The organism is Nocardia sp. NPDC005745, from assembly GCF_040630775.1.
In the GTDB taxonomy this organism is placed as follows: domain Bacteria; phylum Actinomycetota; class Actinomycetes; order Mycobacteriales; family Mycobacteriaceae; genus Nocardia.
The window spans coordinates 25,003-40,700 of record NZ_JBEXYF010000010.1 but is presented as its reverse complement, the minus strand read 5'-3'; the positions used below and the strand labels follow the sequence as shown (position 1 = coordinate 40,700).

Annotated in this window: 14 protein-coding genes and 1 riboswitch; of the genes, 6 read left to right on the top strand and 8 right to left on the bottom strand. The window is 69.4% G+C overall.

Annotated features, from left to right (window positions below):
* Window positions 1–165 precede the first annotated feature (165 nt).
* The 3 genes from ABZ420_RS13015 (at window position 166) to ABZ420_RS13005 (ending at window position 2,685) form a co-directional block, all read left to right on the top strand.
* Window positions 166–1,770: a VWA domain-containing protein gene (locus ABZ420_RS13015; protein WP_357121152.1), complete on the top strand. Its 1,605-nt coding sequence runs from the start codon at window positions 166–168 to the stop codon at window positions 1,768–1,770.
* A 94-nt stretch (window positions 1,771–1,864) separates the two neighbouring features.
* Complete coding sequence (locus ABZ420_RS13010) at window positions 1,865–2,206, top strand: metalloregulator ArsR/SmtB family transcription factor (RefSeq protein ID WP_357121149.1); 342 nt, start codon at window positions 1,865–1,867, stop codon at window positions 2,204–2,206.
* Window positions 2,203–2,685: an SRPBCC family protein gene (locus tag ABZ420_RS13005; RefSeq protein WP_357121146.1), complete on the top strand. Its 483-nt coding sequence runs from the start codon at window positions 2,203–2,205 to the stop codon at window positions 2,683–2,685. Before ABZ420_RS13010 ends, ABZ420_RS13005 begins: the two co-directional genes overlap by 4 nt.
* Before the next feature lie 25 nt (window positions 2,686–2,710).
* On the opposite strand, the gene gcvP is transcribed toward ABZ420_RS13005, so the two are convergent.
* The 8 genes from gcvP to ABZ420_RS12965 all read right to left on the bottom strand — a co-directional run bounded on the left by gcvP (window position 2,711) and on the right by ABZ420_RS12965 (window position 11,322).
* On the bottom strand, window positions 2,711–5,521 hold the full coding sequence (gene gcvP / locus ABZ420_RS13000; protein ID WP_357121143.1) for an aminomethyl-transferring glycine dehydrogenase: 2,811 nt from the start codon (window positions 5,519–5,521) through the stop codon (window positions 2,711–2,713).
* Between the two features lie 157 nt (window positions 5,522–5,678).
* Window positions 5,679–5,778, bottom strand: a riboswitch (glycine riboswitch).
* Between the two features lie 93 nt (window positions 5,779–5,871).
* Window positions 5,872–7,287, bottom strand: coding sequence for a M14 family zinc carboxypeptidase (locus tag ABZ420_RS12995; protein WP_357121140.1), 1,416 nt, complete (start codon window positions 7,285–7,287; stop codon window positions 5,872–5,874).
* Between the two features lie 72 nt (window positions 7,288–7,359).
* The gene (locus tag ABZ420_RS12990) at window positions 7,360–7,917 is read right to left on the bottom strand and encodes a MerR family transcriptional regulator (RefSeq protein ID WP_040866483.1); all 558 of its coding nucleotides are present in this window, start codon (window positions 7,915–7,917) and stop codon (window positions 7,360–7,362) included.
* Window positions 7,918–8,104: 187 nt separating this feature from the next.
* Window positions 8,105–8,578: a bifunctional nuclease family protein gene (locus ABZ420_RS12985; RefSeq protein ID WP_357121137.1), complete on the bottom strand. Its 474-nt coding sequence runs from the start codon at window positions 8,576–8,578 to the stop codon at window positions 8,105–8,107.
* A gap of 158 nt (window positions 8,579–8,736) precedes the next feature.
* Window positions 8,737–9,540, bottom strand: a complete 804-nt coding sequence (locus ABZ420_RS12980) for a MerR family transcriptional regulator (RefSeq protein ID WP_357121591.1) — start codon at window positions 9,538–9,540, stop codon at window positions 8,737–8,739.
* Window positions 9,541–9,633: 93 nt separating this feature from the next.
* Window positions 9,634–10,119, bottom strand: coding sequence for an FHA domain-containing protein (locus ABZ420_RS12975; protein WP_040866480.1), 486 nt, complete (start codon window positions 10,117–10,119; stop codon window positions 9,634–9,636).
* A gap of 168 nt (window positions 10,120–10,287) precedes the next feature.
* On the bottom strand, window positions 10,288–10,686 hold the full coding sequence (gene gcvH, locus ABZ420_RS12970) for a glycine cleavage system protein GcvH (RefSeq protein ID WP_040866479.1): 399 nt from the start codon (window positions 10,684–10,686) through the stop codon (window positions 10,288–10,290).
* Window positions 10,687–10,728: 42 nt separating this feature from the next.
* Window positions 10,729–11,322, bottom strand: a complete 594-nt coding sequence (locus ABZ420_RS12965) for a CDP-alcohol phosphatidyltransferase family protein (RefSeq protein ID WP_357121588.1) — start codon at window positions 11,320–11,322, stop codon at window positions 10,729–10,731.
* 218 nt (window positions 11,323–11,540) lie between these two features.
* Here ABZ420_RS12965 and ABZ420_RS12960 point away from each other — a divergent pair, with 218 nt between their 5' ends.
* The 3 genes from ABZ420_RS12960 (at window position 11,541) to ABZ420_RS12950 (ending at window position 15,689) form a co-directional block, all read left to right on the top strand.
* Window positions 11,541–13,235 (top strand): GMC family oxidoreductase, encoded by a 1,695-nt coding sequence (locus ABZ420_RS12960; RefSeq protein ID WP_357121134.1) that lies wholly within the window; start codon window positions 11,541–11,543, stop codon window positions 13,233–13,235.
* A gap of 50 nt (window positions 13,236–13,285) precedes the next feature.
* On the top strand, window positions 13,286–14,683 hold the full coding sequence (locus tag ABZ420_RS12955) for a DUF2252 domain-containing protein (RefSeq protein ID WP_357121131.1): 1,398 nt from the start codon (window positions 13,286–13,288) through the stop codon (window positions 14,681–14,683).
* 109 nt (window positions 14,684–14,792) lie between these two features.
* Window positions 14,793–15,689, top strand: coding sequence for an NERD domain-containing protein (locus ABZ420_RS12950; protein ID WP_357121128.1), 897 nt, complete (start codon window positions 14,793–14,795; stop codon window positions 15,687–15,689).
* Window positions 15,690–15,698 lie beyond the last annotated feature (9 nt).

Sequence of the window (15,698 nt, the reverse complement as noted above, 5' to 3'; positions counted from 1 at the left end):
CCGTCGCGCCTTTCCGGGTGCGACGGCGGACTGCCGTGCCCCTCGTGCCGGTCGGGAGAAGCCTCGCCGACTTCGTCCGGCGCCGGTGACCATACACTGGGCGCCGTGGGCACTCATCGCAGCGGAACCAGGTCCCGAGGCATCAGCAAAGGTCCGGTTATCGCAGTGATCGCCGTTGCGTTACTGGCCGCGATCGTCGTCGGCTGGTTCCAGTTGCGCGATCGCGCGGCGGATCAGGACAGCGCGGCGGCGGCCGAATGCGTGGAGGGCCCCGCGACGCTCTGGGTGACGGCCGATCCCACCATCGCGGCGCAGGTGCGCGCCGCCGCGGACAGCTACAACGCCACCCAGCCGAAAGTGCGCGACCACTGCGCGCGGGTCGACGTGACCGCGCAGCCGTCCGCCGCGATCGTCGCCGCGTTCACCAGCGGCAAGCCGTGGGACCAGGCGCTCGGCCCGCAACCGGCGCTGTGGATCGCCGATTCGACCCGCTCCATCGAATCCATGCGGGTCCCCGGCCTGATCGAGGGCGCACCGGTGCCCATCGCCACCAGCCCGATCGTGCTCGCGGTACCGGAGGAGCTGCGTCGCGCACTGGAGCAGGCCGACGTGTCCTGGGCGGATCTGCCGAGGTTGCAGCAGGGATCGCTCGGGGAGATCGGCCTGGACGGATGGGGCGGGCTGCGCATGGCGCTGCCCTCGGGTGACGCCACGCTGGCCGCGGCCACGGCGGTCGGGACCGCGGTCTCGGGAGCCGAGCCGCTCAGCGAACAGGCGGCGCAGTCCGGCCAGGTGGTCGCCGCGATCTCCGGGCTCGCCGCCGACGCGCCCGAAGCACCTGACGCCGCGGCGGTGCCCGCGCAACTCACCAGCCAGGAAGCGCCGCTGCACGCCATAGCGGCTACCGAACAGCAACTCAAGGGCATGGCCGGTGTTGTCGCGTTCCATCCCGCCGGGTCGGCACCGGTGGCCGATTACCCGGCCGCGCTGATGTCCGGCGCCTGGGTGGACAAGACGCAGAACCTCATCGCCGGACGGTTCACCGACTACTTGCGCAAGCCCGAGCAGGCGCAGTCCTTCGTCGCGGCGGGCTTCGGCAGTGCGCCGCCCGCCGCGGCCGCCGTCCCGCCGCGCGGCGCGCTCGACAAGGTGCGCGCCACGCTGGCGAATCCCGTCCTCGGCGTGCGCTCGACGGTTCTGGTCGACGTCTCCGCGTCGATGGGGACCGCCGAGGGCTCGACCACGCGATTGGCGAACGTCCTCGCCGCCCTGAACTCCACCATGACGGTCATGCCACCCGACTTCGGCCTCGGTGTGTGGACCTTCGGCAAGAACCTCGACGGCAGCACCCCGTACCGGGTGGCGGCCGCCACCGCGCCGCTGACCGCCGAGCAGCGTACGAAGATCACCACCGCGCTCGGTTCGGTGCGCCCGGACGAGAACCGCTCCGACCAGGCCTATCCGTCCCTGATCGCGGCGTACAAGAGCGCGGTCGCCGGATACACGCCCGGCCGCACCAACTCGGTGCTGTTGATCACCGACGGACCCGACGACGATTCCACGGTCACCGGCCCCCAACTGGCCGCCGACATCACCGCGGCCATCGACCGCGCCCGCCCTGTGCGCATCGACGTGATCGTGCTCGGCGGCAGCGGCACCCAGACACTCCAAGCCCTGGCGCAGCAAACCGGCGGCAGCTACACCCGCCCGTCCACCTCCGACGACATCGGCTTCGGCAACGCCGTCGTCAAAGCGCTCACCACGCCGTAGCCGCGCGCACCCGGCAGCTCCCGCCCGAGTACCCGCAGTTCACTTCACTCGAAGCTCTCGACAGCGCATAACAGTAAGTCTAGACTTACGGTTTGTGGGCACTTACCGAGACGCAGCCCTCGACGCACTGGGCGATCCGACGAGGCGGGCGATCTTCGAACGCCTCGGCAGAGGGCCCTGCGCGGTAGGGCAGCTGGCCGAGGGCCTGCCGGTGAGCAGGCCCGCCGTGTCCCAGCACCTCAAAGTACTGGAACAGGCCGGTTTGGTGACCCACGAGGCGGTCGGCACGCGCCGGGTCTACCGCTTGAATCCCACCGGTATCGACGCGCTGCGCGCGTACTTCACGCACTTCTGGACGACCGCGATGTCGGCCTTTCAGGACGAGGCGAACCGGCGGGCCGCCGAACGGCGAGCAGGCAAGGAGGAGCAGCCATGACACAACAGGTCAACGGCAAGGACGTGCGAGTCGAACTGGTCGTCGACGCACCCATCGAGACCGCGTACGAGGTGTTCACCACCGGAATCGACCGCTGGTGGCCGCGTGAGCACCACATCGGCACCGGCCTGCTCGCCGAGGAGGTGATCGAGCCGCGCGTGGGCGGCCGCTGCCTCGGCCGCGAGGAGGACGGCACCGAATGCCCCTGGGGAACGGTGCTGGTCTGGCAGCCGCCCAGCCACTTCGCGTTCTCCTGGCAGATCGGTCTGGACTGGAAGCAGGAGACCGATCCGGAACGCGCCAGCCGCGTCGACGTCACCTTTTCGGCCATCGCTCCCGATCGCACCGCCGTCACGCTGGTGCACTCCGGTTTCGAGAAGCACGGACCGGGCTGGGAATCCATGCACGACGCTGTCGGCAGTGCGGGCGGTTGGCCGGACCTGGCGAACAGTTACGCGAAAGCGGCCGCCGCGGCATGACGGCGGGGCGCGGCCGGGCCGCAGTTCAGCCCGCGTACGCCTCCAGCGGCGGGCAGGCGCACACGAGGTTGCGGTCGCCGTAGGCGCCGTCGATGCGGCGCACCGGCGGCCACACCTTCGCGCGGGCATGCCCGAGACCCCGCGGATACACGGCGACTTCCCGGCTGTAGGGGTGCTCCCAATCCCCCACCAGCGACGCCGCGGTGTGCGGCGCGCCGCGCAGCGGGTTGTCGGTCACCGGCCACACACCCGTGGCGACCTGATCGATCTCCGCGCGGATCGAAATCATCGCCTCGATGAAATCGTCCAGCTCGGCGAGGTTTTCGCTCTCGGTGGGTTCTACCATCAACGTACCGGCCACCGGGAAGCTCATGGTCGGCGCGTGGAAACCGTAGTCCGCCAGGCGTTTCGCCACATCGTCGACGGTGACGCCGGTCTGTTTGGTGATCTCGCGCAGGTCCAGGATGCACTCGTGGGCCACCATGCCGCGCTCACCGGTGTAGAGCACCGGGAAATACTCGTCGAGCCGCCGTGCGATGTAGTTCGCCGAGGCGATCGCCGTCAGCGAGGCGCGGCGCAGCCCGTCGGCGCCCATCATGCGAATGTAGGCCCAGGTGATCGGCAGGATGGAGGCCGAACCGTACTTCGCCGCCGACACCGCGTGGGATCCCGTTTCCAGCGGATCGCCGGGGAGATACCGCGCCAGGTGCGCGCGCACCGCGACCGGGCCGACGCCGGGGCCCCCGCCGCCGTGCGGGATGCAGAACGTCTTGTGCAGATTCAAGTGGCTCACGTCGCCGCCGAACCGACCCGGCCGGGCGAGACCGACCAGGGCGTTCAGGTTGGCGCCGTCCACATAGACCTGACCGCCCGCGTCGTGTACCAGCGCGCACAACTCGGCGACCTCGTGCTCGTAGACGCCGTGCGTGGACGGATAGGTGATCATGATGCAGGCCAGGCGATCGGCGTGATCGGCGATCTTGGCGCGCAGGTCGTCCAGGTCGACGTCGCCGTTGGCGCGGCACTTCACCACCTCCACGCGCAGTCCGGCCATCGCCGCCGAGGCCGCGTTGGTGCCGTGCGCGCTGGACGGGATGAGGCAGGTGTCGCGGTGGGTGTCACCGCGGTCGAGATGGTAGCGGCGGATCGCCAGCAGCCCGGCGTATTCGCCCTGGCTGCCCGCGTTGGGCTGCAGGCTCACCGAGTCGTAGCCGGTGATGTCCGACAACCAGCGTTCCAGATCCGCGATCACCTGGAGCAGACCGGGTGCGTCCTCGACCGGCGCGTAGGGATGCACGCGCGCGAAACCCGGCCAGGTGATGGCCTCCATCTCCGCGGTGGCGTTCAGCTTCATCGTGCACGAGCCGAGCGGGATCATGCTGCGGTCCAATGCGATGTCCTTGTCGGACAGCGTGCGCAGATACCGCAGCATCGCCGTCTCGGTGTGGTACTTCGTGAACGCGGGGTGGGTGAGGAACTCCGAGGCGCGGTTCTCGATCGCCGCGACCGGCGCGGCCGTCCCCGGCTCGGACGACACCGCGGTACCGAAGGATTCGAGCACGGCCGCGACATGCGCGTCGGTGGTCGCCTCGTCGCAGGCGATGCCGACGTGGTCGGCGTCGACCAGGCGCAGGTTGATGCCGCGCGACTTCGCTTTCGCCACGACGGCTTCCGCACCACCGGGCACGTGCGCGAGCACCGTATCGAAGAAACTGTCGTGCACGACCGCGCCGTCCAGCCCGGCCGCGATCGCCGCGGCGTGCCCGTGCACCCGGCGGGCGATCGCCCGTAGCCCGTCGGCGCCGTGGTAGGAGGCGTACATCGCGGCCACGATGGCCAATAGCACCTGCGCGGTGCAGATGTTGGAGGTCGCCTTCTCCCGGCGGATGTGCTGCTCGCGGGTCTGCAAGGCGAGCCGGTAGGCGACCGCGCCGTCCGCGTCCACCGAGACGCCGACCAGGCGGCCGGGCAGCTGACGGGCCTGCGCCTGCCGCACCGCGAGGTATCCGGCGTGCGGACCACCGAAGCCGAGCGGGACGCCGAAGCGCTGGGTGGTGCCGAAGCACACGTCGGCGCCCTGCTCACCGGGCGGCGCGATCAGGGTCATGGCCAGCAGGTCGGCGCCGATCGCCACGAGCGCGCCGCGTTCGTGCGCCGCCGCGATCAGTCCGGTGCGGTCCACGACGCGACCGGAGGCTCCGGGCGACTGCGCCAGCACACCGAAGAACTCCCCTTCGGGCAGCTCGCCGGTGGACAGGTCGGCCTCCACGATCTCCAGGCCGAGCGGCTCGGCCCTGGTGTAGAGCACCGTCCTGGTCTGCGGGAACAGGTCGGTGTCGATCAGCAGCCTGCCGGACTTCACCTTGCTCGCCCGGCGCAGCAACGTCATCGCCTCGGCGGCGGCGGTCGCCTCGTCCAGCATGGACGCGTTGGCGACGTCCATGCCGGTCAGCTCCGACACCATGGTCTGGAAGTTGAGCAGGGCCTCCAGCCTGCCCTGGCTGATCTCCGGCTGATAGGGCGTGTACGCGGTGTACCAGGCCGGATTCTCCAAAAGGTTGCGCACCAGCACCGGCGGGGTCAGCGTGTCGTAGTAGCCGAGCCCGATCATCGAGGTGGCCACGGTGTTCGATGCCGCGAGTCCGGCGAGTTCGGCGAGTACCTCGTGCTCGGAGGCCGCGGGGGGCAGCCCGGCCAGTCCGTCGCCGTCCAGGATGCTCGCGGGCAGCGCCGCGGCAGCCAGTTCGTCGAGCGACGGCACGCCGACGACGTCCAGGATCGTGGCCAGTTCGTCCCGGTCGGGTCCGATATGGCGGTCGGCGAATGAGCGAGTCACAACAGCTCCCAAGGTCGGGCGGGGTCGACCACGAAGTCGACGGGTACCGGCCCTCCCCCTCTGTCGTGGCGCCTGAGAGATTCGGGTGCCGCGACCGGTGGCCGAGACCCTTTCCCCATGGGCGGGCGGCTCGAAGCCACCGCTTTCCAGAGGCGCCGAAGCCCGCACGGTCCTTTTGCCTGAGAGATTGACGGGGAGGTGCTGCTCCTTCGGCGCTCGGACTCTTTTCGAGACCGAGACTCTCCCGCACGGCGGCGACGCACGGTCAGTTTATGCCGACGCCACGCCGGAGCGCGCCCCGGGACCCCGCGCGAACCGTGTCGTTCTGGTCACTCGAACGGGAGCGACCGTCAGACGGCCAGGCCCGCGCGCACCCTCATCGCGGCAAGCAGGATCGCCTCGGCCTGGATACGCACCAGACGATTCAGCGGCACCACGGCGCCCGGCGCGTTCTGCTCCACGTCGGCGCACCACTGCTGGAACACCGCGGCGAACCGGTCGCGTTCGACGGCCAGCACCGGCGCGCCGTCGCGGGCGTATTCCTCCTCCAGCAGGCGCAGCAACATGCCACCCAGCCGCAGGCGCAGCATCGCGGTCCAGTCGTACCGCTCGACGAAGATCTCGCCCCTGGTCGCGATCCGGTTCCGTTCCGGCACAGCCTGTCTGCTCACGGCCAGCCCGGGCAATCCGGCGACCAGCGCACGCACCGACCGTTCGAACGGGCTGCGGCCGCTCAACCGGCCGTCGAGGCGGGCCAGCACCTCGGCGGCGACCTCGGCCATGGCCCGATAGTCGGCGGCGGTGGCGTCGAGCAGGTCGCCCAGCACGCGGTCGCCCGCCGAGCCGTCGCCGATGCGCGGGTCGACCCAGAGCGGCAACTCGCACACCAGGATCGCCGTGCCGTAGCGCGCCGCGTAGTCCCGGCAGCCTCCTCCGCCCAGCGCGGCGACCGAGTCCAGGCCCTGTGCCGCGAGCAGATCGGCCATCGCGTCGAACGGCGGCAGTTCGAAGACTCCGGGCGCCAGCGTGCGCGCGCCCGGCGCGTCGGGCTCGCCCTGGTAGATCGGCACTTCGGCGGCGGCCAGCAGAGCGGTCAGCGCCGTCCAGTACTCAGGGTCACCGCCAGTGGTGTAGAAGAATCCGCCGCCGAATTCCGCGTTGTGCAAAGAGGCGATCAGCGCGGGCCGGGTGCGGTCGATCAGCGACATCATCGCCTTCGTCTCCGGGAGCGGCACCCCGACGCGTCTGCCGCGCCACTCGGCCGGGAAGCACCATTCGGGTTGCTCGGCCGCGGGCGGCCGGTAGAAGCCGCGCGCGACGCCGGTCCTGGTGTGCGGCCCGGCGAACCACCCTTCGTTCAACCGCGTCCCGTCCGGGTCGACGCACAGCAGGAAGTGCCATGTGGCTCCGACGGTCACCGCCTCGTCCGCGGCCATCCGGCCGAGCAGGTGCCGAATAGTGGCCATGCCGATGGGCTCGTTCGGGTGCGGGTTGCCGAACACCAAGATGTGCTGCGCGCCCGATCCGACCGTCACCTCGCGAATCGGATCACCGCCGCGGGAGCGTCCCAGCTGGGTGATCGAGATCCGATCCGGGTGATCCGCGGCGAGCGCGTCGGCGAACTCGTCGAGTTCATCGACGGTCGGAAATGCCTCGATCCGGCCGATCGGCCCGACGAGCCCGGTGATGTCCCCCGCCCGCACGGCGCCCCCCTCTCGCTGCCGCCCCGGCCCCTTCTCCCGCCGCCGACGGCGTGTCACCAACACGGCCGGGAGGCTGCACGCCTTACCCGGCCGTGAAAGCGTTGTTCCTGCGTTTCCGCGCTGACCTGGCGAATTCTAGCCCGTCTTGCGGTTCATCCGCGCCTTCCGACGGAATGACAGCTCGTCCTCCGGACGCTCGGTGATCGCCGCCGCGCGCTCCGCCGGGAAATTGGCGATGGCGCCGGTCAGCTCACGCATGGCGCCGCTGACGGCGATCCCGAAGACCCCCTGCCCACCCTGCAGTAAATCCACCACCTCCTCGGCCGAGGTGCACTCGTAGACCGAGGTGCCATCGGAGAAAAGGGTGATCCCCGCCAAGTCCTGCACGCCGCGGCTGCGCAGATGGTCGACGGCTATCCGGATGTTCTGCAGCGAGATGCCCGCGTCGAGCAGCCGCTTGACGATCTTCAGGACAAGGATGTCCTTGAACGAGTACAACCGCTGACTCCCCGAGCCCGCCGCACTCCGGATGGACGGCACCACCAGACCGGTGCGCGCCCAGTAGTCGAGCTGCCGATAGGTGATTCCGGCCACCTGGCACGCACTGGGAACGCGATAGCCGACCAGATCGTCAGGTACCGAATCGTCGGGGAACAGGCCTGGCTGTACCACATCCTGCGATTGCTCTGCCACTGACCACTCCCTTGCTTCGCCGACGCATTCCCAGCCTCATCGATGACCCGGCTCCGTCACCGACCGAATCGGTGCGGATTCGGCCGAAACGGTCGTGGCCCAACTGTCGAGATTACTCCCCCCGATTGTCCAGGGAGCGGCGTCATCGAGCCAAACGCGACGCGCGGAAAAAGTCTCGACCTCTACTTCAGCTATCGGTCGCCTTGAAGTCGTCGGGGGACACCGACTCGAGAAACTCCTTGAACTTCTCCACCTCGTCCTCGCGCTCATCCGGCATCACCAGGCCGGCTTCCTCGAGAACCGACTCCTCGGCATGGATCGGGCAACCCACCCGCAAGGCGATCGCAACCGAATCCGACGGCCGCGCCGAAATCCGCACATCGTTCTCGAAGACCAGGTCGGCGTAGAACGTGCCCTCCTGCAGATCCACGATGCGCACCTCCTTGAGGGTGTGCCCCAGCTCGGTGATCAGGATCTTGATCAAATCGTGCGTCAGCGGGCGGATCGGAGTCACCCCCTCCTGCTCGAGCACGATCGCCGTCGCCTCGGCTTGCCCGATCCAGATCGGCAGATACCGATCGCCCGCCACTTCGCGGAGCAACAGCACGGGCTGGTTCTGTGGCTGCTCGACACGGATGCCGATCACGCGCATTTCGCTCATCGCACTGCCTCCCATACTCGCCGCCGGCCCGGCATGACCGCCGCAGAGCTCGCCGTACCACGAGTCTAGGCGAACCCGCACCGGTCCAGCGATCCGTCTGCACAGCCGAAATCACCGTGTTGGATCGCCGAAACCTACGGACCTGGGGCACCCCGGGGTCAGCCCCCGAGCGAGCCCCGGACCGAGGACTTCACCAGACACGTGTGCAGGGTCAGCGACAGCGCGGCCAGTTCCCGCACCGTCTCTTCCGCACGGGCGCGTGCGCCGGCGTCCCGGCTCTTCGCGATAGGCGCGACGATCTGTGCCACGAGCGCGGCCTCCCGGTCGGCGGCGAGCTTGAACGCACGCAGATGCCGTGCCTCCAAACCGAATTCGGCCATCGCCCGGGCCGTCTTGGCCAGCGTGACCGCGTCCGCGTCGAAGTACCCCGCCGGGCCGGGCGTGATCAGGTTGGCCCGGATGAGGTCGTTGAGGAACCGCTCCTCGATCCCGGCCTGGTCGAGCAGATCCGCCCGGGTGACCCGGATTTCGTGATCGAACCGCAGATCATCCGGGGAGACCTCGCTCGGCACCACACCGAGCCGCCGAGGCGCGGCCACCGGGCGCACCTCACGTTCGGCACCCGGCACGGCCTGGTCGGCGTCCGCCGCGGCGTGTGTGGGCTCCGGCGCACCGGTGCGGACGGAGTGCGCTCGGGCGCGGGCTTCCCGCACACCGAGCGTCGCCGCACCGCTGTCGATTGCCTCGAGCTGTTCCTTGATCACCTTCAACGGCAGGTACTGATCGCGTTGCGCGGTCAGCACGAACCGGAGCCGTTCCACATCCGCCACGGAGAACCTGCGGTAGCCCGAGGGCGTCCGCTCCGGCCGGATAAGGCCCTCCGCTTCCAGGAAGCGGATCTTGGAAATGGTGACATCGGGAAAGTCGGGACGCAGCAGGTCGAGCACGGAGCCGATCGACATTCCTCCGCGTGCCCACTGCGCCGCACCGGTCACAGCGCCGGGTCCTTCATGACTCCGAGCCTTTCATGAGCGCGCGACCCGGCGCCGACGCCGTCATAGACTCCCCGCGCCCGCCGACGAGTCCGACACCTGGGCGCGCGGTCCGGTGAGGAACACCAGCCGGAACTTGCCGATCTGCACCTCGTCACCGTTCTGCAGTTCCGAGGAGTCCACCGGCTCCCGGTTCACGTACGTGCCGTTGAGGCTGCCCACATCGACGACCTGGAACGAATCGTCGTCCTGACGGAACTCGGCGTGCCGACGGCTGACGGTGACGTCGTCGAGAAAGATGTCACTGTCGGGGTGGCGCCCCGCCGACGTGGTCGGCTGATCCAGCAGGAACCGCGAGCCCGCGTTCGGGCCGCGCTTGACGACCAGGAGGGCCGCGCCAACGGGCAGACCCTCGACCCCTTGGACCGGCTGCTCGCCGGTCGGCTCTCCGGAGCGCGACGCGTCGACCTCGTTCAGGAAATCCGCGCGGAAGACCGACGTCGTCTCGGCCGCGGTCTCCCCGTAACCCGGGTCTTTGTTCTCGCTCACCGTTTCTCTCCTCCTCGAACCTGATTATCCATGCAAGCAGGTGATACCTCTGGCATCACGACCTGCCGTCGAGTCCCTAGATTCCCGGCACAACCGCCGGGTGCATCTGTTGGCATTGACCGTACCCTGCCGGGCCGCACCCGTGCAGGTAGAACTGGGAAGGCTGCTTCAGCCCCCGATAACTCCTTGATAACCTGCGGCATCCAGCAGTTCACCGAGTGTCGCGTCGAGACTCGCCGCATCACCCACCTCCAACTCGAACAGCCATCCGTCACCGTAGGGATCGGTGTTCAACGTCTCCGGCTCCGAGTTCAGCAAGTCGTTGACCGCAACCACTTTCGCGCTGAGCGGCGCGTAGATGTCGGACACGCTCTTGGTGGACTCGACCTCCGCGATGCTGTCCGCGGCGGCCACGTCCGCGTCCGCCTCGGGCAGCTGAACGAACACAACGTCACCGAGTTGAGACTGGGCGTAGTCGGTGATGCCCACCCGCACCCGGGTCGGTGCGATCCGGCGTACCCACTCGTGCTCCTCGGTGTAGCGCAGATCGTCGGGGGTCTGGGTCACAGGCCGTCCTTTCGTTTGAACGTTGCACGCAAACTCTATCGGCTACGCCGCGCGGTGCCCCACAGCCGGTATCGCTCTTGCGACCGCGATGGCTCTACCGGTATAGAGCACGCCGGTCCAGACGTAGACCGCGGTGCCCCAGATCAGCAAGGCCGCGCCGAAGGCCCGCCCCAAACCGTCGGCGGCCCAGTCCATCTCCCCCGCCAGCAGCCAGGGCAGCGCGGACATCAGCGCGAAGGTGGCCGCCTTACCGAGGTAGATCACTTCCGGCGGGGGGAGTTCGCGGCGTTTGTACACCGAGAGCGTCGCGGTGAGCACGAGGTCGCGCCCGACCAGGATCGCGGCCACCCACCACGGCATCAGGCCGCGGATCACGAAGGCCGCCAGCGTGGTGACCAGATAGAGCCGGTCGACGAACGGATCCAGCAGCGCCCCGAGTCGTGAGGACTGATCGAGCAGCCGGGCGAGCTTGCCGTCCAGGAAGTCGGTGACGCCGCTGGCGATCAGCAGCGCGAACGCCCAGCCATCGGCCCGCTCGATCAGCAGCAACCACAGGAACAGCGGGACGCCGAGCAGGCGCAGCACGCTCAGCGCGTTCGGCACGGTCAGGACGCGATCGGCGAAGACGCCCCGCACGCCGCCGCCTGCGGCGCGTTCCTCCGGTTGGGCGGTGCCCGATTCGGTTGTCACGACCCGTGCATACCCCACCCGCCCCGGTCCTCGCCATCTCCCTGCGCCGAATTTCCGGATATTGCCGCGGCAGGCACGTGCGAGGATGGTTTCCGCCACAGCGCGGCGGTGACAGAATGATTCGAAGTGTTTCTCATCGTGTGGCCGGTGAGCGAGAGGAAGTCATGTCCACATTCGACTACGACGTGGTGGTGATCGGTTCCGGTTTCGGCGGCAGCGTCAGCGCGCTGCGGCTCACCGAGAAGGGCTACCGGGTGGGCGTGCTCGAGGCAGGCCGCCGTTGGAACGCCGAGGACATCCCGCGCACCAATTGGAATGTCCGCAAGTCGATCTGGGCCCCGCGACTCGGCCTGACCGGACCGCAGCGGATCAGCCTGCTGGGCAAGTGCGCCGTGTTCTCCGGCGCGGGGGTCGGCGGCGGGTCGCTGATCTACGGGAACACGCTCTACGAACCGTTGCCGAACTTCTACACCGACCGGCAATGGGCGCACATCACCGATTGGCGCGCGGAACTGGCCCCGTACTACGACCAGGCCAAGCGCATGCTCGGCGTGGCGCCCAACCCGCGCACGACCCCGGCCGACGAGGTGATCCGGGAGATCGCCGAGGACCTCGGCGTGGCCGACACCTACCACCCGACCGAGGTCGGCGTGTTCTTCAACGAGAGCGCTCCCGGCACCGAGGTGGACGACCCCTATTTCGGCGGCGCGGGCCCGCGCCGCACCGGCTGTGTGCACTGCGCGCGCTGCTTCACCGGCTGCCCGCACAACGCCAAGAACACCACCACGACCAACTATCTCCACCTGGCCGAACAGGCCGGGGCGCAAATTCATCCGCTCACCACGGCCACCGCAGTGCGACCGCTGCCCGGCGGCGGTTACGCCGTCGACACCCAGCGTTCCGACCGCTGGATCCGCAAGCAGCGCAGAACCTTCACCGCCGAGCAGGTCGTGTTCGCAGGCGCCGCGCTCGGCACCCAGAAGCTGCTGCACAAGATGCGCGACGACGGCGTGCTGGCGCACCTGTCGCCCCGGCTGGGCGAACTGACCCGCAGCAACTCCGAGGCCATCCTCAACGTGGTCAGCCGCGCCCGCCGCGATTTCGCCGAGGGCATCGCGATCACCTCCTCGATCCACCCGGAGCCCGATACCCACGTCGAGGTGTGTCACTACGGCAAAGGCCAGAACGCGCTGTTCCCGATGTCGGTGCCCATCGTGGACGGCGGGGCGTTCCGCTTCCTGCGCTTCCTGCTGGCGATCGTGCTGCATCCGCTGGTGTTCCTGCGCAGTCTCGACGCGCGGCACGCCTCGGAGAAGTCGGTGATCCTGCTGATCATGCAGTCGCTGGACAACTCGCTGACCTCGTTCCGCAAGCGCGGGCGGCTGCGGACCAGGCAGGGCACCGGCGAGCCGAACCCGACCTGGATCCCGCTGGCCCATGACATCGGCAGGCGGTTCGGCGCCAAGGTCGACGGCGACACCCACGGGCTGATCATGGATGTGTTCGACATCCCCGCCACTGCCCACTACATCGGCGGATGCGTGATCGGCGACAGCCCGCGGACCGGCGTGGTGGACCCGTATCAGCGGGTCTACGGCCATCCCGGCCTGCACGTGGCGGACGGTTCGGCGGTGACCGCCAATCTCGGCGTGAACCCGTCGCTGACGATCACCGCGCAGGCCGAGCGCGCCATGGCGTACTGGCCCAACCACGACGATCCCGACCCCAGGCCGGAACTGGGTTCGCCCTACCGGCGCATCGCCGCGGTGCCCCCGGCGCATCCCACGGTGCCCGCGGCGGCGCCGGGCGCGCTGCGGCTGCCGATCGAGCCTGCGCCGCCCGGCGTCACGGCACGATGAGGGCTCGGCCACGCAGCGTGAACGGTCGGTTCCGGCTAGCGTGAGCCGTTGTGTCGGACAGTCGTATCGATTTGCGCTCCTACGTGCCCGCGGAGGAGGTCCGCGCCCGCGGACGCGCTCTGCGTCAGCGGGTTCCGGTCATCGCACGGGACCGGGAGGCGACCAGCGTGCGGCGGCCGGGTGTGCTCGACTTCGTCGAGGCGAGCAACGCGGGCCGGCTGGCGCACCTGATACCGCTGCGAATCGGGCGGATGATCGCTTCGCCGTTCACCTTCTACCGGGGCGCGGCGGGTCTGATGGCGGCCGATCTGGCGGGTGGCCCGGACAGTGGGCTCAGCGCCCAGTTGTGCGGTGACGCGCACGCGGCGAACTTCGGCCTGTACGGCACCGCGCGCGGCGAGATCATCATGGACATCAACGATTTCGACGAGACCGTGCCCGGCCCGTGGGAGTGGGATCTGGAGCGGCTGGCGGCCAGTTTGGTGCTGGCCGGACGCGAGGCGGGCGCCGACGAGGACGAGTGCCGCACCGCGGCGCGCGACGCCGCCCGCTCCTACCGCCTGGCCGCGGACGAGCTGGCCGCGATGCCGTTCATGACGTCCTGGTGCGCGCTTCCCGACGAGTCGGTGATCACCCGCGCCAAGGCCGACGCCTTGCTCGACGACTTCGAGAAGGCGGCCAAGAAGGCACGCAAGAACACCAGCGCCAAGGTGGTGGCGAAGTGGACCGAGCACCTGGAGGATCACCGGACCGGCATCCGCAAGCACCGCTTTCTCAGCGATCCCCCGATCCTCACCGCGGTGGACGAGCATGTCGCCGCGGCGGTGATCGGCGGCCTGGAGCGCTACGCCGACACCCTGTCCGAGTCGCGGCGCACCCTGCTGACCCGATTCGCGGTGTCGGACATCGCGTTCCGGATCGTCGGGACCGGAAGCGTCGGCTTGCACAGCTACCTCGCGCTGCTGCACGGCAACGACGGCGAAGCGCTGGTCCTACAGGTGAAGCAGGCCGCGACGGCGGCACTCGCCCCGTTCCTGCCGTCCCATGCCGTGCGCCACGAGGGAGAGCGAATCGTGCAGGGGGCGCGGCTCGTCCAGTCCGAATCCGACATCCTGCTCGGCTGGACCTCGCTCGCCCCGGCCGCTGACGGCGCCGAATTGCCTTTCATCGTCCGGCAGTTCCGCAACCTGAAGGGCAGCATCGATCCCGCCGAGCTGCCCGCGACCGATTTGGACGACTACGGGCGGCTGGCGGGCGCACTGCTGGCCAGGGCCCATTCCCGGTCGCTGGATCCGCGCTTGCTGTCGGGCTATCTGGATGGTGACGAGCGCTTCGACGATGCGGTGGCCGCGTTCGCGGTGCGCTACGCCGACCGCACCGAGGCCGACCATGCCGAACTGGTCGAGGCCGTGCGGACCGGCCGGGTCGACGCAGCGGAACCGGAGTAGCGCCTCCACCCGGGCGTGCACCCGACACGCCGTTCGCGCGGCGTGGGCGCGGCGAACCCGTTGCGGCACCTCGTATCCTGTCGAGTGTCGACGTGAAGGGTGGCCGCCAATGCTCGTGCGAGTCCAGAACGCCGCAGGCACCAATGCCGAGCGCGCGCTGATCGATTGGCTGCGCACCTGGAAGGACTCCGCGAGTCCGCACGGTGTCGCGACGATCACCTGCAGCCTGTTCCACAAGGATCGGCTGCACCAGTTCGATGCCGTGATCTGGACACCGACCAGCTGCGTGGTGATCGAGGCCGACGCGCTCGTCGCCCGCCAGGACGGTGTGCTCGAGGTCCCGCTGAACGGGCCGTGGAGCATCGGCGGCGAACCGATCGCGACGGAGAGCCGCGACCGCCGCACCCCGCTGGACAAGTCCCGCGAGCACACCTTCGCGCTGCAGGAATGGCTGGCCGCCCGCGGTCTCGGGCAGCGCGTCGTGCACGGCGTCGCGCTGCTCGTCACGTTGCCCGGCGCCCAGCTCCAGCTCGAACAGCGCTGGGCCGATCCGAGTTTCGACGTGATCATCGGCGACGATCCCGGCCGGCTCCGGCACTACTTCGACGCGCTCGCCGCCGAGGAGAAACACCTCTGGACGGCCAACGACGTCGCTGTCGCGTTCCGCGGGCTCGGCATCCTGCCCTATCTGCCCGCGCCGCAGGAACTGATCAACGAGGGCTTTCTCGGCCCGATCGACATCACGCTCTGGCACGGCGGCCCCAATCAGGCGCAGGCCGAGGCCTACGCGGAGGAACTCGCGCAGGCCGAACGAGAGGCGCAGGCGTCCCGGTACGCCATCCGGGCTCCCTGGTACAGCCCGTGGAAGTTGTACCCACGGGAAAGCGGTGACCTCGACTTCGGCCGCGCGGTGATGCGCACCCTCCTGGCGATCGGCATGGTGGTCGGCTTCGTCTGGATGGTGTGGTTCCTGGTCACCGCCCTGACGACGTACGGGCCGGGCTGATCGGCCGCG